15 protein-coding genes and 1 pseudogene are annotated in these 21,418 nt (G+C 68.8%); 7 read left to right on the forward strand and 9 right to left on the reverse strand.

The window, feature by feature from the left end; translation table 11 throughout:
• Window positions 1-312 precede the first annotated feature (312 nt).
• From D450_RS35360 to D450_RS0102100, 3 genes and pseudogenes are all read left to right on the forward strand, one after another.
• Window positions 313-582, forward strand: a complete 270-nt coding sequence (locus D450_RS35360; protein ID WP_017537028.1) for a helix-turn-helix domain-containing protein — start codon at window positions 313-315, stop codon at window positions 580-582.
• A gap of 39 nt (window positions 583-621) precedes the next feature.
• Window positions 622-1,164, forward strand: a pseudogene (locus tag D450_RS35365) (DUF5753 domain-containing protein); the annotation flags it as partial.
• Window positions 1,161-1,355, forward strand: a complete 195-nt coding sequence (locus D450_RS0102100) for a DUF397 domain-containing protein (RefSeq protein WP_017537030.1) — start codon at window positions 1,161-1,163, stop codon at window positions 1,353-1,355. The pseudogene D450_RS35365 and the gene D450_RS0102100, both read left to right, overlap by 4 nt.
• Window positions 1,356-1,427: 72 nt before the next feature.
• Here the strand turns inward: D450_RS0102100 and hrpA are convergent, their stop codons facing one another.
• Entirely contained in the window at window positions 1,428-5,396 is a 3,969-nt protein-coding gene (hrpA, locus tag D450_RS0102105; protein ID WP_017537031.1) for an ATP-dependent RNA helicase HrpA, read from the reverse strand.
• 685 nt (window positions 5,397-6,081) lie between these two features.
• Here hrpA and D450_RS0102110 point away from each other — a divergent pair.
• Entirely contained in the window at window positions 6,082-7,689 is a 1,608-nt protein-coding gene (locus D450_RS0102110; RefSeq protein ID WP_026128332.1) for a BCCT family transporter, read from the forward strand.
• Window positions 7,690-7,822: 133 nt separating this feature from the next.
• Here D450_RS0102110 and dhaM read toward each other — a convergent pair whose 3' ends face one another.
• Window positions 7,823-8,221, reverse strand: a complete 399-nt coding sequence (dhaM, locus tag D450_RS0102115) for a dihydroxyacetone kinase phosphoryl donor subunit DhaM (RefSeq protein ID WP_017537033.1) — start codon at window positions 8,219-8,221, stop codon at window positions 7,823-7,825.
• Between the two features lie 81 nt (window positions 8,222-8,302).
• Between dhaM and dhaK the strand changes: the two genes are divergently transcribed.
• Both dhaK and dhaL read left to right on the forward strand, forming a co-directional pair.
• Window positions 8,303-9,301, forward strand: coding sequence for a dihydroxyacetone kinase subunit DhaK (dhaK, locus tag D450_RS0102120; protein WP_017537034.1), 999 nt, complete (start codon window positions 8,303-8,305; stop codon window positions 9,299-9,301).
• 34 nt (window positions 9,302-9,335) lie between these two features.
• Window positions 9,336-9,959: a dihydroxyacetone kinase subunit DhaL gene (gene dhaL, locus D450_RS0102125; RefSeq protein WP_017537035.1), complete on the forward strand. Its 624-nt coding sequence runs from the start codon at window positions 9,336-9,338 to the stop codon at window positions 9,957-9,959.
• A gap of 70 nt (window positions 9,960-10,029) precedes the next feature.
• Here the strand turns inward: dhaL and D450_RS34395 are convergent, their stop codons facing one another.
• From D450_RS34395 to rfbA, 7 genes are all read right to left on the reverse strand, one after another.
• On the reverse strand, window positions 10,030-10,482 hold the full coding sequence (locus tag D450_RS34395) for an arylamine N-acetyltransferase (protein WP_017537036.1): 453 nt from the start codon (window positions 10,480-10,482) through the stop codon (window positions 10,030-10,032).
• 450 nt (window positions 10,483-10,932) lie between these two features.
• Window positions 10,933-12,489: an MFS transporter gene (locus D450_RS0102140; RefSeq protein WP_051063540.1), complete on the reverse strand. Its 1,557-nt coding sequence runs from the start codon at window positions 12,487-12,489 to the stop codon at window positions 10,933-10,935.
• A 135-nt stretch (window positions 12,490-12,624) separates the two neighbouring features.
• A complete protein-coding gene (locus D450_RS0102145) occupies window positions 12,625-12,891 on the reverse strand; it encodes an acyl carrier protein (protein WP_017537039.1) in 267 nt (88 codons plus the stop codon).
• Window positions 12,892-12,911: 20 nt separating this feature from the next.
• Complete coding sequence (locus tag D450_RS0102150; RefSeq protein WP_017537040.1) at window positions 12,912-14,141, reverse strand: ketosynthase chain-length factor; 1,230 nt, start codon at window positions 14,139-14,141, stop codon at window positions 12,912-12,914.
• Window positions 14,141-15,418, reverse strand: a complete 1,278-nt coding sequence (locus tag D450_RS0102155; protein WP_017537041.1) for a beta-ketoacyl-[acyl-carrier-protein] synthase family protein — start codon at window positions 15,416-15,418, stop codon at window positions 14,141-14,143. Before D450_RS0102155 ends, D450_RS0102150 begins: the two co-directional genes overlap by 1 nt.
• Window positions 15,419-15,674: 256 nt before the next feature.
• On the reverse strand, window positions 15,675-16,484 hold the full coding sequence (locus D450_RS32130; protein WP_039820046.1) for an AfsR/SARP family transcriptional regulator: 810 nt from the start codon (window positions 16,482-16,484) through the stop codon (window positions 15,675-15,677).
• A 412-nt stretch (window positions 16,485-16,896) separates the two neighbouring features.
• Entirely contained in the window at window positions 16,897-17,799 is a 903-nt protein-coding gene (gene rfbA, locus D450_RS0102165; protein WP_017537043.1) for a glucose-1-phosphate thymidylyltransferase RfbA, read from the reverse strand.
• Between the two features lie 334 nt (window positions 17,800-18,133).
• Here rfbA and D450_RS0102170 point away from each other — a divergent pair, with 334 nt between their 5' ends.
• Window positions 18,134-21,370, forward strand: a complete 3,237-nt coding sequence (locus tag D450_RS0102170; RefSeq protein ID WP_017537044.1) for a BTAD domain-containing putative transcriptional regulator — start codon at window positions 18,134-18,136, stop codon at window positions 21,368-21,370.
• Window positions 21,371-21,418: the final 48 nt, after the last annotated feature.

The raw sequence follows: 21,418 nt of genomic DNA on the forward strand, positions 1-21,418 counted from the left end.
CCTGGCAGGGCCGCGAGGGGCGCAGGGCCCGCACGGGTGCGGTGCACACCAGCGCGACCAGCGCGAACAGCGATGAGAAGAGACGTGTGGGCATGAGGGTTTCCTCTGATCGGGCCGGAGGTGGTCCGGCGGAGGCCAGGACCTCATCTTGACTCTGAATATTCAGACTTTCAAGCTTTCATATAAAGCTCCATCACTGTTTGTAGCTTCATCCCACGATCTTCAGGATGTAGGTGTTCACGTATGACCGGTTCGCGAAGCTCACGCCGTGCTCGTAAGGTCCCTGGTAGCGATCCGAGCGCAGGAGGGGCCATGGCCGATCAGAAGCGGCAATCGATCCGGCGACGGCGACTGTCCGCCGAGATCAAGAAGGCTCGGGTCGAGGCCGGCATGACGATCGATGACGTGGCCGAAGCGACTGAGTGGTCGGTCGGCAAGATCAGCAATATCGAGACAGGCGTCCGTCTCCGACCTACGGTCATGGAGATCAAGGGTTTGCTCGACCTCTACGGGGTCACTGACGGGTCCAAGCGAGAAGCCCTCCTGTCGCTGACCCGTCAGGCCCGCGAGCGCGGCTGGTAGTCCAAGTACTCCGACGTCTTCGTCAGCGAGTACCCCGCTTTCGAGTCCGAGGCTCGCAGCATCCACACCTACGAACTCGCGATGATCCCCGGACTTCTTCAGACCCCGGGCTACGTCGAGCTACTTCAGAGGGCGACGCTGCGCAGGAATCCACTCGACATCGACCGAGTCATCGAGACCCGAAAACAACGACAGGCGATCCTGCACAGGGCCGATGCGCCTGAATACTGGGCGGTGATCGACGAAGGTGCGCTTCGGCGCTTCGAGAGCGAGGCGACCGTCTTCCGCGAGCAGGTTCAGCATCTGATCGACCTCGCCGAGGACGACAACGCCGTGACGATTCAGGTTCTACCGTTCAGCAGCGGCATGCATGCTGGCCTTAAGGGGAGCTTCGTCCTCCTCGACTTTGTCGAAGGCGTGAACCCCATCGTCTACACGGAGACGGACACTGACGGCCTGTACCTGGAAGACTCGGAGGACGTGGACAGGTACCGGCGCCTGTTCGACCATGTCAGGACATCGGCGCGCTATCCTGACGCGTCACTTCAGCTCCTGAAAGACATGCTCAAGGACCATCGATGAACAAGCCCTCAGACTTCACGTCCGCGTTCCGGAAGTCCAGCTACTCCGACCGCGACAACTGCGTCGAAGTCGCCGACCTCCCAGGAGTCGCCGCCGTCCGCGACTCTCAGCATCCCGACCGGGGACACCTGCTCTTCACCGCAGCCGAGTGGCGTGCCTTCCTCAACGAGGTCAAGCACGACCGGCTCTGACACGACCGCGGCCCCCGGCATCGCCGGGGGCCGTATCTCGGTGTCCTCCACCGGTGTCCTACGCCTGGGCGCTCACTCCGCGCTCTTGACCGCCTCTACGGCCTTCTGGATGCGCTTCTCCGAGACCGGGTAGGCCGTCCCCAGCTGCTGTGCGAACAGGCTCACCCGGAACTCCTCCAGCATCCACCGCAGCTCGCGCACGTCCGGGTCCTCTTCTCGCCCCTCGGGAAGGACCGCGACGCCCTTCTCCACGGCCTGGCGCATCTGCTCGGCCTTGGCCATGTTCACCTGGTCGCGCCTCGGGTTCTCCGGCAGCTTCTCCAGCCGGTACTCGATCCCCTTGAGGTACTTCACCAGCTGCGGCAGGCGCGCGCGCCCCGCCTCGGTCACGAAGCCCGGCTTGATCAGCCCTGCCAGCTGCCCCTGCGCGTCGTTCAGCGACGGCAGCACGGCCATGCTGGTCGAGCCCTTCATCTTCTTCTGCAGCCGGTGCGACGCCGCCAGCACCTGGGCCGTGCCCCGAACGACCTCGTCCAGCACGTCCCCCAGCTCGGCCCGCACGAACTCGCGCAGGTCCTTGAACGCGTCCGGGTCCCACACGCCGATCCAGCGCTCCCCGGCTGGCGTGTGCCTCGCCCCCCACTGGGCCATCAGCGCGTCCACCGACGCCTGCATGCAGTCGTCCAGCAGCTTGTCGACGCCCCCGTGCGGGTTGTGCCCCAGCGCCAGCTTCTGCTGGTTGTCCAGCCCCCGCCGGATCACCGCCGCCGGGGAGGGCACGTTGAGGAGGACCAGCCTCCGAAGTCCCTTCCACATGGCGGCCCGCTGCTCGGCCCGGGTGTCGAAGATCTTCACGCCGGCGGTCTCGCCCTCGTCCACCAGTGCCGGGTAGCCCTTGACCACCGGCCCGGCCGACTTGCGTTCGAAGACCTGCTGGAGCGGCCCGAAGTCCCACTCCTTGAGCCCCGATCGCTCGATCCCCTTGGCCTCCGCCGAGATCGCCTTCTGCAGCTTGGGCTTCAGCTTGCCCCGCAGCGCCGACAGGTCCTTGCCCTCGGCCAGCTTGCGCCCGGACTTGTCCACCGCGCGGTACGTGATGCGCAGGTGGTCCGGCACCTTCTCCAGGTCGAAGTCCTCCGGGGAGATGCGCTCCCCGCTCATCCGCCCCAGCTCGTGCGCCAGCAGCTCCACCAGCGGCGTCTCGTCGCTCCTGGGCAGCCGCCCCATCACCTGCTCGGCGTGGTCGGGCACCGGGACGAAGTTGCGCCGCAGGGGCTTGGGCAGCGACCGGATCAGCGCCGTCACCAGGTCCCGGCGCAGCCCCGGGATCTGGCGGTCGAAGCCCTCGTCCCCGACCTGGTTCAGCACCTCCAGCGGGATGTGCACCGTGACGCCGTCGGCGTCGCTCCCCGGCTCGAACTGGTAGCTCAGCGGGAACGCGAACGACCCGTGCGTCCAGGTGTCGGGGTAGTCCTCCTCGCTGACCTCGTCCGCGCCGTCGTTGATGAGCATCGACTTCTCGAAGTCGAGCAGGTTCGGGTCCGTGCGGCGGGCCTTCTTCCACCAGGTGTCGAAGTGGGCCGCCGACACCGCCTCCGCGCCCACGCGCTCGTCGTAGAAGGCGAACAGCGCCTCATCGTCGACGAGGATGTCGCGCCGGCGCGCGCGGTGCTCCAGGTCCTCGACCTCTTCGAGGAGCTTCCGGTTGGAGTGGAAGAACTTGTGGTTGGTGTCCCAGTCGCCCTCCACCAGTGCATGGCGGATGAACAGCTCCCGCGACACCTCCGGGTCGACCTTGGCGTACCCGGTCTTGCGCTCGGCGACGAGCGGCACCCCGTACAGGGTCACCCGCTCGTAGGCCATGACGGCGCCGCGCTTCTTCTCCCAGTGCGGCTCGCTGTAGGTGCGCTTGACGATGTGCCCGGCCAGCTCCTCGGCCCACTCGGGCTCGATGCGCGCGCACATGCGACCCCACAGGCGCGAGGTCTCCACCAGCTCGGCCGCCATGACGTACCGCGGCTGCTTCTTGAACAGCGAGGAGCCGGGGAAGATCCCGAAGCGCGCTCCGCGTCCGCCCAGGTACTCCTTCTTCTCCGGGTCCCTGAGACCGACGTGGGACAGCAGCCCGGACAGCAGGGCGACGTGCACCTGCTGCGGGTCGGGGTCGGCCGAGTTGAGCGTGACCCCCATTCCCTTGACGACCTGCTTGAGCTGGCTGTAGATGTCCTGCCACTCGCGCACGCGCAGGTAGTTCAGGAACTCGCTGCGGCACAGTTTGCGGAACTGGTTGCCCGACAGCGCGCGCTGCTGCTCGCGCAGGTACTTCCACAGGTTCAGGAAGGCGAGGAAGTCCGATTCCTTGTCGCTGAAGCGCGCGTGCTTCTCCTGGGCCGCCTGCTGGTGCTCGACGGGCCGCTCGCGCGGGTCCTGGATGGACAGCGCGGCGGCGATGATCATCACCTCGCGCACGCACCCGCGCCGCTCGGCCTCCAGCACCATGCGCCCCAGGCGCGGGTCGACCGGCAGCTGCGAGAGCCTGCGCCCCAGCTCGGTCAGGCGCCTGCGCTGGTCCTCGGCCGCGGGGTCGAGCGCCCCGAGCTCCTGGAGCAGGTGCACGCCGTCCTTGACCTGGCGGTGGTCGGGCCCCTCGACGAAGGGGAACGCCGCGATGTCGCCCAGCCCCAGCGCCTCCATCTGGAGGATGACCGAGGCCAGGTTGGTACGCAGGATCTCCGGGTCGGTGAACTCCGGGCGGGACAGGAAGTCCTCTTCGGAGTAGAGCCGGATGCAGACGCCCTCGGCGACACGGCCGCAGCGGCCCTTGCGCTGGTTGGCCGAGGCCTGGGAGACGGGCTCGATGGGCAGCCGCTGCACCTTGGTGCGGTGGCTGTACCGGGAGATGCGGGCGGTTCCCGGGTCGATGACGTAGCGGATGCCCGGGACCGTCAGCGACGTCTCGGCCACGTTGGTCGCCAGGACGATGCGCCGCCCTCGGTGGCCCTGGAAGACCCGGTGCTGCTCGGCCGCCGACAAGCGCGCGAACAGCGGGAGGATCTCGGTCTCAGGGAGCCTCTGCTTCTCCAGGGCGTCGGCCGTGTCCCGGATCTCCCGCTCGCCTGAGAGGAAGACGAGGATGTCGCCCGGCCCCTCGCGGCGCAGTTCGTCCACGGCGTCGCAGATGGCCTGGACCTGGTCGCGCTCGTCGCTCTCGCCCGGTGCGTCCTCGTCCTCGACGGGCCGGTAGCGCACCTCCACGGGGTAGGTGCGCCCGGACACCTCCACGATGGGGGCGTCGCCGAAGTGCCGGGAGAACCGCTCCGGGTCGATGGTGGCCGAGGTGATGACCACCTTCAGCTCCGGGCGCTTGGGCAGCAGGCGTTTGAGGTAGCCCAGCAGGAAGTCGATGTTGAGGCTGCGCTCGTGCGCCTCGTCGATGATGATCGTGTCGTAGGCGCGCAGCATGCGGTCCTGCTGGATCTCGGCCAGCAGGATGCCGTCGGTCATCACCTTGACGAGGGTGTCGTCGGAGGAGTGGTCGGTGAAGCGGACCTTGTAGCCGACCGCCTTGCCGATGTCGGTGCCGACCTCCTCGGCGATCCGCTCGGCCACGGTGCGCGCGGCGATCCGGCGCGGCTGGGTGTGGCCGATGGTGCCGTGCACGCCGCGGCCCAGCTCCATGCAGATCTTGGGCAGCTGGGTGGTCTTGCCCGAGCCGGTCTCGCCGGCGACGATCACCACCTGGTTGTCCCGGATCGCCTCGGCGATGTCGTCCTTCTTGCGGCTGACCGGCAGCTCTTCGGGGTAGCTCGGCTCGGGCAGGGCGGAGCGGCGCTGCTCGACGCGCAGTTCGGCCAGGTCGATGTCGTCGGCGATCTTGCCGGCCACGGTCTCGCGCTTGCGGCGGTCGCGGATCTTCTGCAGGCCGTCGATGCGGCGGCGCAGCCGGTGGCGGTCGGCGAAGGTGAGGCCGGTGAGCCGGCCGCGGAGGGAGGTGCGCTCCGGGTCCGTGGACGTCGGCGTGTCCGAGGGCGAGGTCAACATATCGGACTCAAGGATAGAAGGCTGCGGCAAAGACTTTTCGCGGCCGGGGGCGTTCGGCCGAGCCGGACGGGCCGCTCAGGGCCGCTCAGGGGGCCCGTGCCCTGCGGGCGCGGGCCGGGCGGTACGGACGAGCTGACGAGCGGCCGATGGGGCCGTGTCCGGTCGGGCCGCGTCGAGCACGGCCGCAAGAGGGAACACCGATGCGGTCCCGGGCATTCCCCTCCGACGCCCCAGGCCCGCTCCTGTTGTTGATCTCGGGGAAGTCGGCCTCACCAGGGCACTCATAAGGCCGACTTCCCCGAGATCAACGGGAGGAGCGCTAAGGGGGTGAGGGAGTGCCTTCGAGGGCGCGATCGCGCTCCCAGCGCGTCCTCCGCGCAGTGCGCGCGGCGTACCGCTTCAACTCCTCCTCCGGGACTTCCCTCTACCGGCTCTTTACGGTACCGGGGAAGCGCGAATGCGCTTTTCCCCGGATCATGGGACGCCTGACGTTCCCGGATAGGCGCCGGCTAAAACTCGGGATAGAACCGGCCACCCCGGCATGTCCGAATTCGCGCGCAACCCCGGCGGCGTGTACAGTCCCCGAACCGCCCGTACGGTATCGCCGCGGCGCCCCGCAAGGGGCGTTCGGCAGTCAGGGCCCACAGGGGCGGAATACGGGTGCAGGCTTTTTTAGGGGCGATGCATGCTGGACAGGTTGAGCGAACGGTTGGGTCTGCGGACCGACCCGGTCATCTTCTGGAGCTCGGCGGCGCTCGCCGCCGTTTTCGTGATCGGCACGATCGCCTTCACCGGGACGGTGGACGCCCTGTTCGGCGCCGCGTCCGACTGGGTCCTCACCCACCTCGGGTGGCTCTACATCTTCGGCGTCACCGCCTTCCTCGTGTTCCTCATCGTCGTCGCGGTCAGCCGCTACGGGCGCCTGAAGCTGGGCGGCCCCGACTCCCAACCGGAGTACAGCAACTGGACCTGGTTCGCGATGCTCTTCGCGGCGGGGATCGGCACCATCCTGATGTTCTGGGGCGTGGCCGAGCCGATCAGCCACTTCGCCAACCCGCCGCGCGGGGACGTGCCCCCCGAGTCCGTCCAGGCCGCCCAGGAGGCCATGGGCTTCACCCTGTACCACTTCGGCCTGCACACCTGGACGATCTTCACCCTGCCGGCGCTGGCCTTCGCCTACTTCGTCTACCGGCGCGGCCTGCCCTTCCGGGTCAGCTCGATCTTCCAGCCCTTCCTCGGCGACCGGATCTACGGGCCGATCGGCCGCATCATCGACGTCGTCGCCGTGCTGGGCACGCTCTTCGGCGTCGCCGTCTCCATCGGCCTGGGCACCATGCAGATCAACAGCGGCCTGAACACGCTGTTCGGCGTCCCCGAGGGGCGCCCGGCCCAGATCATCCTCATCACGGTCGTCACCGCCATCGCCGTCACGTCCGTGGCCATGGGCCTGGACAAGGGCGTCAAGCGGCTGTCCACGCTCAACATCGCGATGGCGATCGGGCTGCTGCTGTTCGTCTTCCTCTTCGGCTCGACGATCTTCCTCTCCCGCGGAATCATCGAGACGACCGGCACCTACCTGAGCTGGCTGGTGCCGCTGTCGTTCTGGAACGACACGTTCAACAACACCGGGTGGCAGAAGAGCTGGACCACCTTCTACTGGGCCTGGACCATCACCTGGTCGCCGTTCGTCGGCATCTTCATCGCCCGGATCTCCAAGGGCCGCAGCGTCCGCGAGTTCATCATCGGCGTGCTGGGGCTGCCCACCGCGTTCAGCATCATCTGGTTCTCGGTGTTCGGCCTCTCGGCCATCGACATCCAGATGAACCAGGGCGGCGGACTGGTGAACGAGGTCGTCGACCAGGGCGACATCCCCGGGGCGCTGTTCGCCTTCCTGCAGCACTTCCCGGCCACCGAACTCGTCTCGGGCCTGGCGATCCTGGTCGTGGTCATCTTCTTCACCACCTCCTCGGACTCGGCGTCCCTGGTGGTGGACATGCTGTGCACCGGGCGGGCGGACCAGTCGCCCACCCGGCAGCGGGTGTTCTGGGGCGTGACCGAGGGCGTGGTGGCCGCGACGCTCCTGGCCGCCACGGGCAAGGGCGGACTCGACGCGCTGCAACAGGTCATCACCGTGGTCGGACTGCCGTTCTTCCTGATCGGCTTTTTGATGATGATCGCCCTGTGGCGCGCGATGCACTCCGACACCTCCGCCGGCGCGGGGCAGGTCGCCCAGCGCACCGCCGACATCGCGGCGCGCGGGCGCCGCATCCGGCGGCGGAACCGGAAACAGTAGGGACGGCCGAGCCGTGGACGCGCTGCGGGCCCGGCTCCGACCGATCTCGTCGATCTCGGGGAAGTCGGCCTTGTACCGGTTGGTACAAGGCCGACTTCCCCGAGATCAACAATGCGGGTTTCGCTCGGGCTTGCTAGTCCTGGATCTTGCGCGCGGTGTAGGCCTCGCGCGCGGCCGAGGCGACCGCGTCCAGGCCCGCCCCCGTGGAGGCGAGCACCCCGGCGGCCACGGCCCCCTCGACGAACGGGGCGTCGACGACGGCGGCGTCGTCGCGCGGCTCGTCCTCCAGCACCAGGCGGGCGGTCATCACCGCGCTGCCGATGTCGGGCAGGACCACCACGCCCGCCCCCTGGTCGACCTCGGAGACGGCCTCCATGATCCGTTCATAGGAGGTGCCGATACCCCCGTCGGGGTCGCCTCCCGCGGCGGCGACCGATTCCGGCCGCGCCCCGAGCTGCTCCAGCAGTTCCTTCACTCCCTCGGCCAGTCTCCCGCTGTGCGACACGAGGACGATGCCGACCTTTGCGCCCATGGAGGATTAGGGTACTGGACCGAGCGTCCGCGCTTCAGGATCGACACCGCCACCCCTCGGCGAACACAAGGGAGCCGCACCGTGAAGAAGTTCCTGAACACCCCGGAAAGCTACCTGTCCGACGCACTGGCCGGCCTGGCCGCGGCCCACCCCGAGCTGAGCGTCGACCCCGAGAACGGTGTGGTCGCGCGGGCCTCGGGCCCCGTGGAGGGGAAGGTCGGACTGGTCTCCGGCGGCGGCTCCGGCCACGAGCCCCTGCACAGCGGCTTCGTCGGGGAGGGGATGCTGGACGCGGCCTGCCCGGGCGAGGTCTTCACCTCCCCGGTGCCCGACGGCTTCCTGGCCGGGGTCAAGGCCGCCGACTCCGGCCGGGGCACGGTGCTGGTCGTCAAGAACTACACCGGTGACGTGATGAACGCCCAGATGGCCGCCGAGCTGGCCGACGACGAGGGGCTGCGGGTGGAGCAGGTCCTGGTCAACGACGACGTGGCGGTGGAGGACTCCACGTTCACCGCGGGGCGGCGCGGCACGGGGGCCACGGTGTTCGTGGAGAAGATCGCCGGTGCGGCCGCGGCGCGCGGGGACGGGATCGAGGAGGTCGCCGAGATCGGCCGCCGTGTGAACGCGGCGTCGCGCTCCTTCGCCGTGGCGCTGACGGCCTGCACGGTCCCCACTGCCGGGCGCCCCGGGTTCGACCTCCCGGAAGGGGAGATCGAGGTCGGTGTGGGCATCCACGGCGAGCCCGGGCGGCGCAGGGAGAAGCTGCGCAGCGCGCGCGAGATCGTCGGGGAGATGGTCGAGGCGGTCCTGCGGGACCGGCCCCTGGAGTCGGGCGACGAGACCATCGTGATGGTCAACGGCATGGGCGGCACCCCCCTCAGCGAGCTGTACCTGGTCTACGGGGAGCTGGCCCGGGTGTTCGCCGACAAGGGGGTCACCATCGCCCGCAACCTCGTCGGCGACTACGTCACCAGTCTCGACATGGAGGGCTGCTCGATCACGGTGTGCCGGGTCGAGGAGGGCTTCCTGCCGCTGTGGGACGCGGCGGTGAACACCCCCGCCCTGCGCTGGGGCGTGTGAGCGGGGACGAGGAGGAGCGAGGAGCGTGCACGCCATGGACACCGCACTGGCCAAGGCATGGGTGGAGGCGGCGGCCGACGCCGTCTCGGCCGGGGCCGAGGAGTTGAGCAGGCTCGACGCCGCCATCGGCGACGGCGACCACGGCACCAACATGGACCGGGGGCTGACCGCGGCCCGCCGGGCCGTGGCCGACCTGGAGGCCGACGGCCCGGGCCCGGTGCTGGTCAAGACCGGGATGACGATGATCTCGCGGGTCGGCGGGGCGTCGGGGCCGCTGTACGGGACGCTGCTGCGCACCGCGGGCAAGCGCCTGGAGGGCGGTGAGGCCGGGCTCGCCGACCTCGCCGCCGCCCTGCGGGCGGGCCTGGAGGCGGTGCAGAAGATGGGTGCGGCCAAGCCGGGCGACAAGACCCTGGTGGACGCGCTCTCCCCCGCGGTCGAGGCGCTGGAGAAGGCGGCCGGCCAGGGGGCGCCGCTGAGCGAGGCGGCGGAGGCGGCGGCCGGGGCCGCCGAGCAGGGGGCGCGGGCGACGGTCCCGCTCCAGGCCCGCAAGGGCCGGGCCTCCTACCTCGGGGAGCGCAGCATCGGCCATGAGGACCCGGGGGCGGCCAGCTCCGCCTTGCTCATGCGGGCCCTGGCCGACGCCTGCCGGGCCTGAGGTACGGCGCCACAGGCGGTGCGCCGGCGCGGGTCTAGAGCGGACCCTGGGCTAGGGCGTGCCCGGTGGATCATGACCTGCTGCGCGACGCCCGGGCACGACCCTCGCTGCGTTCTCGTCGCTCGACGGCGCACCCGGGCCGACTCTCTCCTCGGCCTTGCGATGGCCGCACCTGGACGCCGCTCGCGACGGCCCTGATCCACGCAACACGCCCTAGGCGCACCGCCACGTCCCCGACAGCACGCGCGTCGCCGGGCTCGAGCCGGTGGGTCCACTCCCCCTGCTTGGCCTCGCTCCCGGCAGCGCGCGGCTTGGGTTCGATCACCCCTCCTCCGCCGAAGCCGACGTCGGCGACCAGCCGTTCCCCTACGACGTCGAGGTCGAGGAGCATGTGCGTGGCCGGGGTGAAGCGCCCTCCCACCCGGATGCGCCCGAGGTGCCCGGTCGCCCGGACGCCGATGCGCCCCAGGACCATGGCGAGCAGGCGGTTCGCCCACAGGCGTCTGGAGACCTCGGGGCTCATTGAGCGGCACTCGCCCCGAGCGACGCGCGCTTCGTGAGCGTCCGGCTCACTGAGAAAGGGCGCTCCCTGCGCGAGGCCCTGAACGGAGGGAACGCCCCGGCCGACCGCGCGCTGCGCGGCTTCGCGGAGGAGGAGCGGCACGCCTTCACACGAATGCCCGACGCGACGACGGCGGACCTCCGCGGGTCCTAGGCGGGGAAGACCCGGAGCGGCGAGCGGTGCCCCACCCGGAAGGGGCGGGCCACCGGACACGCTCCTCAGGCGGGGGCCGCCCTTATCCCGTTCTGAGCGCCCAGAGGTCATCCGGCGCAGGAACACTCGGCCGACGCCTGCTTACCGCCAGTGCGCCGCACCAGTTCGACGAAGGACACAGCGCATAGGCGGACACATGGCCATGCGGCCATTTCTTACCAACGAGCGTGTGCCAACGCGCCTATCCTCGTCAACGATCTACGGGTTGTGCTCCGCAACGAGGTCGTCCTTCGGGATTCTACTCAAGACCCCAAAGACCAACACGGCAGTCACAGCCAGAATGAAGGCTCCGCTTAGGGCGGCCGCTTGCATCCCCTCGGTGAAGGCTCTGAAGGCGACCTCCCGCACCTGTTCACCGGCCTCTGGTGGAAGTTGCTCGGAAATCGCAACCGCACCGGGAAGAGTCTCCTGGATCGCTTCCGCGACCTCGGTCGGCGCGTCCTCGGGGGCTTCCGCGCTCACCCCGCTCCGGTAAACCGCCATGCCGATGCTGCCGAGGATCGCGATGCCCAGTGCTCCGCCGAGCTCGCCGGCCGCTTCGGACAGGGACGCCGCGGATCCAGCGCTCCGTCTCGGGGCGATCGCCACGATCAGATCCGTGCAGATCGAGGCGATCGCCCCCATCCCGCCGCCCACCATCCCCATTCCGGCCAAGAGCAGGGCGATGCTCGTCTCCGGGCCGACCTGGGTCAGCGTCAGCATGCCGCCGGTCCCCAGCACCAGCGCCAGACCGACGACCTTGCCCGGGTGGATGCGCATCGACGCGGCCACGGACAGGGCAGCCCCTGTGGCCGACATGGCCACCATCGGCAGCATCCACAACCCCGCCGTGATGGGCCGCAGTCCCAAGACCAGCTGCAGGTACTGGGAGACGAAGTACATGAATCCGACCAGAGAGAACACCCCGAGCATCACGGTGACCGCTCCGACGCTGAACGCGGGGTTGCGGAAGAGCCGAACGTTGATCAGCGGATCCGCCAGCCGAAGCTGGCGGACCACTAGCCACGCCCCGACCACCAGGCCGAACACCACCGACACGATGACCGTCCAGGTGAGACCGTTCTCGGAGAACTGCTTGATCCCATAGACGACCGGGATGATCGCGGCCACCGACAGGACCGCGCTCAGGAGGTCGATCCGTTCCTTGCCGTCCCCCTTGGACTCCGGCAGCAGCAGCGGTGCGGCGATCAGGAGCACGACCATGACGGGAACGTTGACCAGGAACAGCGAGCCCCACCAGAAGAACTCCAGTAGGATGCCGCCGCTCAACGGACCGAGGGCCGTCCCGCCGATGAAGCCGCCGGTCCACAGCCCGATGGCCATCTTCCGCTGGCCGGGGTCGTCGAAAAGGGTACGGATCAACGCCAAGGTCGCAGGCATCAGCGTCGCTCCGGCGACGCCCAGCACCGCCCGGGCCGCGATGAGCATGGCGGGAGAGGTCGCGAACGCCGAGGCGACCGACGCGAGGCCGAACGCGGCGGCGCCGATGAGCAGCAGCCGGCGCCGACCGATGCGGTCGCCGAGGCTCCCCATGGTCAGGAGCATCCCGGCCAGCAGGAAGGTGTAGATGTCGATGATCCACAGCAGCTCCGTGCCACTGGGCTGGAGATCGGCTCCGAGATGCGGGACCGCGAAGTTCATCACGGTCACGCTCATGGAGATCAGGAGCACGGGGAGGATCAGCACGGCGAGGCCGACCCACTCCCGTCGCCCCGCCCGCGTGGGCGGCGGACTCGAAGATTCCGTTGTATCCATGCCCTCACTCTGTCCATCGCCGCTGACCGCGCACGCACCGTGTGCTGACCGCCCCGGACCTCCGGTCCGGGGCCGCTGGGTCAGCGGCCCCGTCCCCGTTCGGGCACGGGGACGGGTCCGCCGACCGGACGCGTGCTACTCGGAATGCGCCGCCGAAACGTCGTTCACGTGCTCGAGAAACGCTCGGGGGGTGTCCAGATCGGCCACAGCCTCGTCTTCGACCCGGATGCCGAACTCCTGCTGGATGCGGGAGGTCGTCTCCAGGATCGCGATCGAGTCGTAGCCCAGATCGGTGAAGGCGGTGTCCAGGACGTCCTCGTCCCAGGCGGGCGCGTCCGCCTCACCTGCGCAGTCGCGCAGGATGCGGCCGAGATCGTCGTTGCTGAACCGTTGCATCGTCATTCCTCCTTCGGTGGGGATGGTCAGTGGGGGGCGGTATCGGAAGCACGCAGGACCATCGCGGAGTTGAAGCCCCCATGGCCGCGGGCCAGGACTAGCGCGGACGCGGGCTCGGCCGGGCGCGGCTCGCCCAGCACCAGGTCGAGTCGGAGGCCTGGAACGGGATCCGTGACATTCGCCGTCGGAGGGATAACTCCACGGTCCAGGCAGAGCAGCGCGATAGCCAGGTCGAGGGCGGACCCTCCCGAGTACAGGCGTCCGGTCATCGTCTTGGGAACCGTTACCGGGACCGGGTCGGTGCGCGCACCGAAAACCGCGCTAATGGCGAGCGCCTCGGCCATATCGGCTTCGGGCAGCCCCGCGCCGTCGGCGAACACCACCCCTACCTCTTCGGGCTCCATCCCGGCGTCGGCGAGCGCCACCTCGATGGCCCTGCGCAGCCCCGGTTGCCTGCCCGACCCTGGTGCGGGATCGAAGGTGGCGCCGTATCCGGCGATGGTCCCGTAGCTGTGCTGACCTCGTTCGCGTACCGCCTCGGATTCTTCGAGGACGAGGACGGCGCCGCCCTCGCCGGGCACATAGCCGCTCGCCGCGCGGTCGAACGGCAGATAGGCGCGCTCCGGGTGACGCTCACGGCTCATATCTCCCCTGGCCATCTGGGCAACCCACCCCCAAGGGCAGATCGAGGCGTCCAGGCCGCCGGTGACCAGCAGTCCGGTGCCGCGCCGCAGTTGCCCGCGAGCCTGCGCGACCGCATCCAGCCCTCCGGCCTGTTCGGACACCAGGACACCACTGGGGCCGCGCATACCGTTCCGAATGGAGATCTGGCCGGTATTGACCGCGTAGAACCAGGCGAACGACTGGTAGGCGCTCACGTAGCCGGGCCCCTTGCTCCACAGCTTCTGCAGTTCCCCCTGGCCAAATTCGAATCCGCCTGAGGTACTCGCGGTGATCACGCCCATGTCGTACTCATCCCGCTGGCCGGTGTCGACACCGGCGTCCTCGAGCGCCCACTCGGCGGCCATGAGCGCCAACCGGGTCTCCCGGTCCGTCTGCGGGAGCAGCCGCTTGGGCACGTGCTCAGAGGGGACGAAATCCGGGACCTGGCCGGCCAGCCGCACAGGATACCGCTCGGCCTCGAAACGTGACACCGTGCGGATCGCACTGCGTCCGTCCAGCATGGCCGACCAACAGTCTTCAATTCCCAATCCCGTGGGTGCGGCAATGCCCAGTCCGGTGACGGCCGCCGCCATCAGCCCTCCCCGCCTTTCCCGTTCAGCACGAGCGCGCTCTGGAACCCGCCGAAGCCGCTACCGACGCTCAGTACAGTGTCGGTCCGTTGCTCCCGGGCGGTAAGCGGAACGTAGTCGAGGTCGCACTCGGGATCGGCCTCGCGCAGGTTGGCCGTAGGCGGCACGGTGTCGTTGCGGATCGCCAGCACCGACGCGGCGATTTCGATGGAACCAATCGCTCCGAGGGAGTGACCGACCATCGATTTCAGGGAGCTCATCGGGGTCGTGTACGCGCGGTCTCCGAAGACGCGCTTAACGGCGGCCGTCTCGTGCCGGTCGTTCTGCTTAGTACCCGATCCGTGCGCGTTGATGTAGTCGATCTGGTCGGTGTTCAGCCGGGCCTGGTCGAGGGCGGTGCGGACGGCTTCGGCCATCTCCCGCCCGTCGGGCCGGAGGCCGGTCATGTGGTATGCGTTGGAACGGGTCGCGAATCCGGCCACTTCGGCGTAGATTCGCGCCCCGCGGCGCCGGGCATGCCCCAGTTCCTCCAGCACGAACATCGCTCCCCCCTCTCCCAGCACGAATCCGCTTCGGCGGAGGTCGAAGGGCCGGGATGCCGATTCCGGCTCGTCGTTGTCGGGGGTGGTGGCCTTGATCGCGTCGAAGCAGGCCACGGTGATGGGGGAGATGGGCGCGTCCGCCGCGCCGGCGAGCATCACATCGGCGGCTCCTTCACGGATGGCGGCGGCGCCGTGGCCGACCGCGTCGAGCCCGGACGTACAGCCGGTGGAGATCACCGCGGCCGGCCCCTCGGCACCCGACCGCCAGGCCACCTCCCGCACGATGGAGCTGGGCACCATGTAGTCGAATAAGTGCGGAACCCCATAGGCCGGGTCGACCGTCCACTCCCGTCCCTCATCGCTGACCACCGCATACTCATGGTCCAGGCTCATCGTGCACCCGACGGCGGTACCCACGCTGGTACCGGTCCGCTCGCGGGGCAGAGTCCGGGCGTCGAGCCCGCTGTCGGCCAGGCACTGGTCCGCGCTGACCGCGGCGAACTGGGCGACCCGGTCCATACGGCCGACCTCCCGCCTGGTCAGCCCTTCACGATAGGGGTCGAAGTCGCATTCAGCCGCGATTTGGGAACGATAGGGGGACGGGTCGAACATGGAGATAGTCCGTGTCGCTGTACGCCCCGCGCTAATGAACCCCCAGAAATCCTTGACCCCGATCCCGCCCGGGGCCACCACGCCGATTCCCGTAATGACGACCCTGCGTTCTTGTTCTTCTACCATCCGAAAGTCCGTCCATCCATGAATGACGCCAGGTTCCGCCCGGTCCCGTGGCACCGGTGAGCAGCAGGATGAGGAGACCACGGATCGCTCCAGCGGCGATCGAAGGTGGCTGGATCGTGGGAGAAATCCCAGGCACGACCGACTGCGGCCCGGCCAAGCGGTCTCCGCGGCCGGCGCACAGGCAGCGGCAGCGATCCGGCGTCCGGCCGCTCGTCACCCTCCTCGCCCGACGGAATCCGGCAGCGGTCGGCCGGGATCAAGCCGAGGGAGGGACGGGAGGCTGGTCGAATTCCCGCCACTGCTCGCCTCGGAGGATCTCCGCTTGGAAGCGCTTGACCTCTAGCGACGGTTCGAGACCGAGCTCATCGTCCAGGCGCGAACGCAGCCGCTGGTAGACGTCGAGGGCTTCGCCACGGCGGCCGGCCCCGGCCAGCGCGCTCATGAGCTGGCCGTGAAACCACTCGTTGAGGGGGTGGTACTCGGTCAGGGTCCGCAGTTCCGAGACGGTCTCGCGGTTCCGCCCCATCCTCATCTCGCAGGAGACCTTGAGCTGGATGGTGAAGATGCGCAACTCGTCCAGCCGCACCGCGTAGCTCTGGATCCGGCGCCCGGGACGGACGTTCTCAAGGACATTTCCTTTCCAGAGGGCCAACGCCTTCTCCAGCCTACCGTGCGCCTCATCGTAACGCCCGGATTCGAAGGACTGCCGGCCCTCACGGGCCAATAGTTCGAAATTGTCAGAATCGATGGTACCTTGGGGAATACGCAGCTTGTAACCAGGCGCACTGGTGACCAGGGCGTGACTCAGCCCGCTTTCCGAAAGCTCTCCACGGAATGCCTTGCGCAGCTGGTATATATAGGTCTGAAGTGTCGTCGACACACTTCGAGGCGGAGAGTCCCTCCACAATTCGTCGACAATCGCATCATGCGCGACGACCGAATTGGCGTTTAAGAGCAGCAGCGCAAGGACCTGACGCGCCTTCGGTCCGCTCGGCGAATATCGCTTATCACCGTGACCGATTTCCAGAGCTCCGAGAGTTTGGCAGTTCAACACCAAGATTTTCATCCAAGATAGTGGGGATTTGGCGAAGATACGCTTCCTCGCTTGGACGCATGATGACGCTGCCCAGAGCCTCGACACCCCAGTGCACCGGCGGTGCTCAGGAGGCCCCCACGGGGAAGGGGAGGGCGCTGCGCACGCTCCATTGCGCTCATACCCGACTGGTACGTCTGCAGAATCGGGCGCGGGACGCATCGCCCAGTCGGCTATCGTGACTGCATACCGAACAGACGGCCGAGTCGATCACCTGAGGTGCATACATCGAAAAAGACAAGATGTGGGGAATATCTGCCGAGTCGCACCCCCGCGGCGAAAGTACTCGTAATCCCGCCTCAGTTTCCTAGCGCAGCTAATTATCACAAATCGGACACATGCATGTCAAGGTCAAAACGGCATCACTTTTGGCCGCACACGGCCTTCAGATGAGGGAACCTTCATGAAACCCCGTGACCGGCCCCCCGTCCAACAGTTGCAGCAGATAGTCGCCGTAACCGCTTTTAGCCAAAGGCTTGGCCAGGTCACGCAGCTGGGAATCGCTGATGAGCCCTTGGCGCCATGCCACCTCCTCGATGCACCCGATCTTCAGGCCTTGGCGCTCCTCGATCACGCGCACGAATTCGGTGGCCTGGACCAGGGAGGAGAAGGTTCCGGTGTCCAGCCAGGCGCTCCCGCGCTCCAGCACCGTTGCCCGGAGCCGCCCCTCCCGCAGGTATGCCCTATTGATGTCAGTGATCTCCAGCTCACCGCGCGCGCTCGGGGCGAGTCGCCGCGCGACTTCCACCACGTCGGCGCCATAGAAGTAGAGACCGGGGACCGCGTACCGCGACTTGGGCCGGCTCGGCTTCTCCTCCAGGGAGAGCACCCGCTGGTTCGCATCGAGCTCGACCACGCCGTAGCTACCGGGATCTGCCACCGGATAGCCGAATATGTGCGCCTCTCCCCCTCCTCCGCGATACCGCTGGAGCTGCTGCCCCAGCCCGGAACCGAACAGGATGTTGTCCCCCAGGATGAGGCAGACGGGATCGGAAGAGATGAAGTCGGCACCGATGGTGAACGCATCGGCGATCCCCCGGGGCTCGCGCTGCACGGCGTACTGCAGACGGATCCCCAGGTGGGCTCCGTCACCGAGCAGGTCTCGGAAACGCTCCTGCTCCCCTGGGGACGTGATGATCAAGACCTCGTCCATACCGGCCATCATCAGAGTCGACAGAGGGTAATAGATCATCGGCTTGTCGAATACCGGCATCAGCTGCTTTGAGCCCGCTTTGGTTATCGGCCACAATCGCGAGCCTGTGCCGCCAGCGAGGATAATTCCGCGCATCGGCCTCTCCAGCCATCGGTGCAAGTGAATGCGGAAACAGCGAAGGACCGTCCGACCGGCGCCCATCCCCCATACACGTCAACCCCTGGGTACACCCCGAAGCCATCAGTCTAAACGCTGCAGGGGAGAGTGCTCTGAGGTCAGAATTTCCCTGCACATTAAAGTGGAAACAGAGCAAATATCGACGCCTAATCGTCCGCACCCGAGGCTAACAAGCGTGCCGGGCCGCCGCCAGGCGCATCCGGGTCGATCCGGCCATATTCCACCGGGGCTCGAGCTGCCGTCGAGTCCCCTGCCCGCCCACCGGCCCCCGCCGATCCGCAATACTGGTGGCATGCGTTTCGGAATCCTCGGGGCGACCGAGGTGCGCGACGACGACGGTGCTCTCCTGGCCACCGGCGGTGTCCGCAGGAAGACGGTGCTGATCGTCCTGGCGCTGGAGGCCGGCCGCCTGGTCACCCGGGAGCGGCTCATCGACGATGTCTACGGGGACCGCCCTCCTGCTGGGGCCGCCAACGCCCTACAGTCCCAGATCTCCCGGCTGCGCAGCACACTGCGCGGCGCCGGCCACGACGTCCTGGAGTTCCAGTCGGCCGGATACCGGCTCGCTGTCGATCCACTCGACGTGGACGCGCTCAGGTTCGAGCACCTCTCCTCGTGCGGGCGCGACGCGTTGGAGGCGGGGAGGCTCGACGAAGCCGCTGCGCGGCTGGACGAGGCCCTGGCACTCTGGCGGGGCCCGGCCCTGGCAGACGCGGGCGAGGCCGAATTCGCCCGTTCCGCGGCACAACGGCTGGCCGAACTCCGCCTGACGGCGTTGGAGAACCGGATGGCGACAGGTCTGGCGCAGGGAGACGGCGATGCGCTCGTGGGTGAGCTCTACGGCCTGGTCAGCGCCCATCCGCTGCGCGAACGGCTACGGGGCCTGCTGATGCGGGCGCTGCAGGCCGCCGACCGCCACGCTGAAGCACTCTCCGTGTTCGCCGAGGGCAGGGCTCTGCTGGCCGAGGAGCTGGGAGCCGAGCCCTCACCGGAACTGGGCCGGATCCACACCGCCATTCTTCGCGGCGATTCCCCCGGAGGAACCGGGGACCGTTCCGTCGCGGACGGTCCTTCCAGGACATCCCCCGAGTCCGGACAGCGGCCGCTTTCGGTCCGCGCGGCCTCGGCCGATGTGCCCGCCCAGCTCACCAGTTTCATCGGGAGCGCCGAGCGGACGCACGGTGTGAGCACGCTACTGAAGCGGTCCCGTCTGGTCACCCTCACCGGGCCGGGAGGTGTCGGAAAGACGAGGCTGGCGGTCGAGACGGCGCGCCGTGCCGATGACGTGTGTTTCGTGGACCTTTCCCTCACCGCCTCCGGCGCCTCAGTGGCCCAGGCCGTCCTCAACGCCCTCGGAATGCGCGAGCCGGGGTGGGTGAGCTCCCCGGCCCACATCCACAGCGAACCGGTGGACCGGATCATCGAGGCACTGGACGAACGCGCCCTGCTGCTCGTGCTGGACAACTGCGAGCACGTCCTTCCGGCAGTGGCCGACCTCGTCGGTCGGCTGCTCGGCGGCTGCCTGAGGCTGCGCATCCTGGCGACGAGCCAGGAGACGCTGGGAATCACCGGAGAGGCCCTGCTGCCGGTCGCGCCGCTCCCGCAGCCCCCGGCCGACGCCGACCCCGTTGCGGCCCTGGACTACCCGTCGGTCCAGCTGCTGACCGAGCGCGCGGCGGCGGTCCGCCCTGACTTCGCCGTGGACGAGTCCAATGTGGCCGCCATTGCCTTCGTCTGCCGGGCCCTCGATGGCCTGCCCCTGGCCATCGAGCTGGCCGCCGCGCGCCTGAACGCGCTGCCGCCCGAGGAGATCGCCGCCCGGCTCGACGACCGCTTTGCCCTGCTGTCCCGAGGCAGCCGTACCGCGGCACCCAAGCACCAGACCCTACGGGCCGTGGTGGCGTGGAGTTGGAGCCTACTGGACGACCGCGAGCAGCGTCTGGCCCGGCGGTTCACCGTCTTCCGCGGCGGCGCCGACCTGGATGCCATCCGCGTCGTCTGCGGATTGGGCGAGGACACCACCGACGTCATCGCCGGTCTCGTGGAGAAATCCTTCATTGAGGCGGTCGACGGGGCCCGGCGCTACCGGATGCTGTCCACCCTCCAGGCGTTCGCCGCCGAGCATCTCGCCGAGGCCGGTGAGCGGGACAGCACTCAGCGCTCACACGCGATCCACTTCCTGGGTAGGGCCCGCACGGCGGAGCCTCAGCTGCGGTGCGCCGCTCAGCGGGAGTGGCTGCACCGGCTCCTCGCCGAACACGACAACCTGCACGCAGCCCTTCGCTGGGCAGTAGAGCACGACACCGCGACGGCGCTGGAACTGATGGCCGCACTGTCGACCTACTGGTGGCCGCGCGGCCGACACAGCGAGAGCGCCCCGTTGGCGTCCACACTGATCCAGCGCATCGGGGACGCGATCCCCGCGGACCTGGTCGAGGAGTACCTGCTCTGCCTGACCAACGCCATCGCCCTCGACCCCGACACCGTGGACGAGGCCACCTGGCGCAGGGCCGAATCACTGGCCGGCGAACTCGCTCCCCCTCTTCGGTGGCCGCTGCTGGCGATGCTATGGCCGACCTCCGTGGGCAGGTCCGGCCGCGGACAAAGCGGCATCCGGCCGTTCCTGAAGCGTTGCGGAGACGCCGACGACCCCTGGGTGCGCGCCGCCTCCCACGTCGTCTCCGGCTATCTGCAGTTCTTCCGCAGTGAGCCGGACCGCGCGGAGCAGGCCTTCGCCACCGGTCTGACCGCCTTCCGGGCCCTAGGCGACCAATGGGGCGCGGTCCAGGCGCTCGCCGGACTGGCGACCATCACCTCCTGGCAGGGCGATCTTCCCCGCACCCTCGCCCTCACCGACGAGGCCCTGGCGGCCACCAACCTGCTGGGCGCCGTTGAGGACAGCGCCGATCTGGTTCGGTTGCGTGCCGAGGGGATGTTGAACGGGGGCGATCCGGACGGCGCGCACGAGGAGTTCGGGGAGGCCGCCGAACTCGCCCGGCGCAGCGCGGCGCGCGGGGTGCTGCTCTCCGCAAGGTGCGGGCTCAGCGAGATCGCGCGTCTGCGCGGCGACCTCGATGAGGCGCGCCGGCTCACCCAGGCCGCCCTGGAGGCGATCGGGAGCGCGAAGGCCGGAGACCGGGCCGTAATCGCCCAGCGTGTACTGGTCGAGCAGGGGCGCCTGGCGATCGCGGAGGGCCACACCGCGTCGGCCCGCCGGTGGTTCGGGCAGGCCCTGGCCGGTGACCCGGCGCTGTGGTACCCGCCCCAGACCACGCTCGCCGCCGAAGTCCTCGCCGAGGCCGCCATGCTCTGTGGTGATGCCGAACAGGCCACCGTGCTGCTGGGCGCCAGCGCATCCCTTCAGGGGCGCCGGGAGCCGTCCACCCCCGGCGCGACTCGGACGGTGGACGCGGCACGCGCCGCACTCGGCGATGAGGCCCATCACGATGCGTACACCCGAGGGAGCGCACTGTCCCGTGCCGAGTTGCTGGAGGTGATCGGAGCATCCCGCAGGACGTACTTCGGGTAGCCCCGTCAGCGCACGGTTTGAGCATGGTCAGTGGCGGTCAGTCATTCG

It is taken from the genome of Nocardiopsis halophila DSM 44494, assembly GCF_000341245.1.
Lineage (GTDB): Bacteria > Actinomycetota > Actinomycetes > Streptosporangiales > Streptosporangiaceae > Nocardiopsis_A > Nocardiopsis_A halophila.

Coding starts and splice junctions, on each gene's coding strand:
- D450_RS35360 (WP_017537028.1), top strand. CDS start 313: ATGGCCGATCAGAAGCGGCAATCGATCCGGCGACGGCGACTGTCCGCC.
- D450_RS0102100 (WP_017537030.1), top strand. CDS start 1,161: ATGAACAAGCCCTCAGACTTCACGTCCGCGTTCCGGAAGTCCAGCTAC.
- hrpA (WP_017537031.1), bottom strand. CDS start 5,396: ATGTTGACCTCGCCCTCGGACACGCCGACGTCCACGGACCCGGAGCGC.
- D450_RS0102110 (WP_026128332.1), top strand. CDS start 6,082: ATGCTGGACAGGTTGAGCGAACGGTTGGGTCTGCGGACCGACCCGGTC.
- dhaM (WP_017537033.1), bottom strand. CDS start 8,221: ATGGGCGCAAAGGTCGGCATCGTCCTCGTGTCGCACAGCGGGAGACTG.
- dhaL (WP_017537035.1), top strand. CDS start 9,336: ATGGACACCGCACTGGCCAAGGCATGGGTGGAGGCGGCGGCCGACGCC.
- D450_RS34395 (WP_017537036.1), bottom strand. CDS start 10,482: ATGAGCCCCGAGGTCTCCAGACGCCTGTGGGCGAACCGCCTGCTCGCC.
- D450_RS0102140 (WP_051063540.1), bottom strand. CDS start 12,489: ATGGATACAACGGAATCTTCGAGTCCGCCGCCCACGCGGGCGGGGCGA.
- D450_RS0102145 (WP_017537039.1), bottom strand. CDS start 12,891: ATGACGATGCAACGGTTCAGCAACGACGATCTCGGCCGCATCCTGCGC.
- D450_RS0102150 (WP_017537040.1), bottom strand. CDS start 14,141: ATGGCGGCGGCCGTCACCGGACTGGGCATTGCCGCACCCACGGGATTG.
- D450_RS0102155 (WP_017537041.1), bottom strand. CDS start 15,418: ATGGTAGAAGAACAAGAACGCAGGGTCGTCATTACGGGAATCGGCGTG.
- D450_RS32130 (WP_039820046.1), bottom strand. CDS start 16,484: ATGAAAATCTTGGTGTTGAACTGCCAAACTCTCGGAGCTCTGGAAATC.
- rfbA (WP_017537043.1), bottom strand. CDS start 17,799: ATGCGCGGAATTATCCTCGCTGGCGGCACAGGCTCGCGATTGTGGCCG.
- D450_RS0102170 (WP_017537044.1), top strand. CDS start 18,134: ATGCGTTTCGGAATCCTCGGGGCGACCGAGGTGCGCGACGACGACGGT.